General features: G+C 63.9%; 1 protein-coding gene and 1 pseudogene. One reads left to right on the forward strand and one right to left on the reverse strand.

Annotated features, from left to right (window positions below; all coding sequences use genetic code 11):
* Positions 1–193: hypothetical protein (locus HGB44_RS31680; protein ID WP_210752433.1), on the forward strand; the 193-nt coding region annotated here is incomplete at its 5' end.
* 288 nt (positions 194–481) lie between these two features.
* Here the strand turns inward: HGB44_RS31680 and HGB44_RS32355 are convergent.
* Positions 482–1,573: pseudogene (locus HGB44_RS32355) on the reverse strand (phosphatidylserine decarboxylase).
* Positions 1,574–2,016: the final 443 nt, after the last annotated feature.

The following is a 2,016-nucleotide window of genomic DNA, read 5'->3' on the forward strand; positions in this document are numbered from 1 at the left end:
TGGTGATGGGGGTGGGGGTGGGGAGGGTGTGCATCGTGTTTTTCCTTCTTCGTTGGCGGCGCTGGTGCGGCTCGCTGTTTCTGATGTTGGAAAAGCTACGTTGCGTTCAGGGTTGTGGCAACAGGGGATTTGCGAAGAAGTGTCGTATTCGCAGGTGGTGGCTGGGAAATTGTTGCAATGGTTCTGGGTCTAATGCAACAAGCCCCACTCCGGTCGTTGCAATGGGTGGGAGTTGAACGCTACGGTCGCCCGCCCTCGGCGATCACGCGCGAGGTGGTGCGCGACGGCGGCCCGGCGCGCCGCGGCATGGTGGTCCGGGTGCCGTCGTCGGCTCCGCTGGTATGGGTGCGGGACCGATCCCTTCCCGGCCGGTGCCGGCATCGCCGGTACCGGAGTGGCTGACCACCCCTCCCGGCCCTGCTGTGGCCGCCCCGCGCCGCTGGCGCAGGGCGGCCAGGCCCCTCGGGCGGGGCGACCGCGGTCAGAACCTGAGGCGCAGGGAGGGCGTGCGCCAGGAACCGGTGAAGACCGCCGGCGACGCCTCCGGGTCTTCGAAGTTCCCGATGCGCTGGCCCTGGAGGAGCTGAAGCGCTGGGAACCTGCCCTTCTCGAACAGGAGGATGTTCAGCGAACCGCCGTATTTGAAACAACCGATCTCCTCCCCCTTGTCCACGGCGACAGGGTTCTCGGGAGTCACCTTGGCGAATTCCGGCCTGAACTCCACGGAGGCGATCGAGTTCAGGCCGACGGGGACCATGCCGACGAGACAGTTGTCGTCCTCTCCCGTGGCGATGACCAGATAACCCCGGCGGAAGTACTCGAACATGCTGTAGTCGCACCCGTATCCGATGTTGCCCTTGTTGAGCAGTTCGGGGAAATTGCGCATTCCGTAGTAGACCCCGTCGATGTCGTCGCGTGATTCCACCACGCGCCCCGCGACGGGGGAGTGGTACCGGTGGTACGACTAGGGCAGCAGGATGCATGACACCGCGGTGCCCCCGACGAACCTGCTGGCGTAATCGGACCCGTCGAGCAGCTGCCTGACGTTCATGGTGACCGTCTTGACCGGGATCCGTGTCTCCTCGGTCAGTTCGTCGACGATCATGTTGATGACGCAGTCGGCCGGGGCGACCACCACGGACCCGTCCTCGGGCGCGTTGACCGGGCGCCTGCCCTCTTTGACCTCCCGGACGAAGAACTCGTTGAAGTTCCTGTAGCCGCCGGGCGGGACGACGTAGTCGTCCATCTTCGGCCCGAGCTCCCTCATCCACTCGTCCACCAGGCCGAGGGAGGCTTCGGAGTCCATGTAACGACCCTGCAGGTCCGTGAAGAGGGCGGTCATCCTGTACCCGGGGCCGGAGGTGACGAGGGCCATGCCGTAGTCGTTCTCGTAGCTGAGCCAGCTGAACCTCTCGATGTAGTCCAGCCCGCTGGAGACCCCCGGCCGCCACCTGTCCCACTCCCGGAAGAACTCGCACAGGTCGTTGACCGTCCTTCCGCGCCAGTCGTAGCGGACCTCCTCCGGTGCGTCCTCGGGGATCGGTTTCACGTGCCTGATCGCGGCGTCGTACATGGTGGCGAAGCCCTCGAAATCCTCCCTGTACCAGCTCTCGATCAGGTCGACGAACTCCTCGATGTCCTGGATCTCGCCCTTTGTCAACTTTTCTCCTCCGTCGTGTCTGCCAGATGTGCGCGACTTCGTCGCGGTGGTCGGGGATCACCCGCCGGGCTCGTTCTCAGCGGATGTGGAAAGCGGCCGAACGCGCGTGGTTTTTGCTCGAAGGGTCGCTGATCGACCGCGATGTGATCAGGGTGCGCGGCGTCGGATGTTCCCGGAGGGTGCGAGGTTCCAACCCCGGGGTGCATTTTTGCTTTTCCCGTGGCGGGGTTATTAAGAAATTCATAAGTTCCCGTAGTTACTTTATGCCTTTCGGGTATAATTTTCTGTATGGCGAAGAAAGGGCGCCGGGCCACGGAGGAAGAGCGGGAGTTGGCGATCCGGCTCATCGAGTCCGG

This window comes from Nocardiopsis alborubida (assembly GCF_012396365.1).
Classification (GTDB): Bacteria; Actinomycetota; Actinomycetes; order Streptosporangiales; family Streptosporangiaceae; genus Nocardiopsis; species Nocardiopsis alborubida.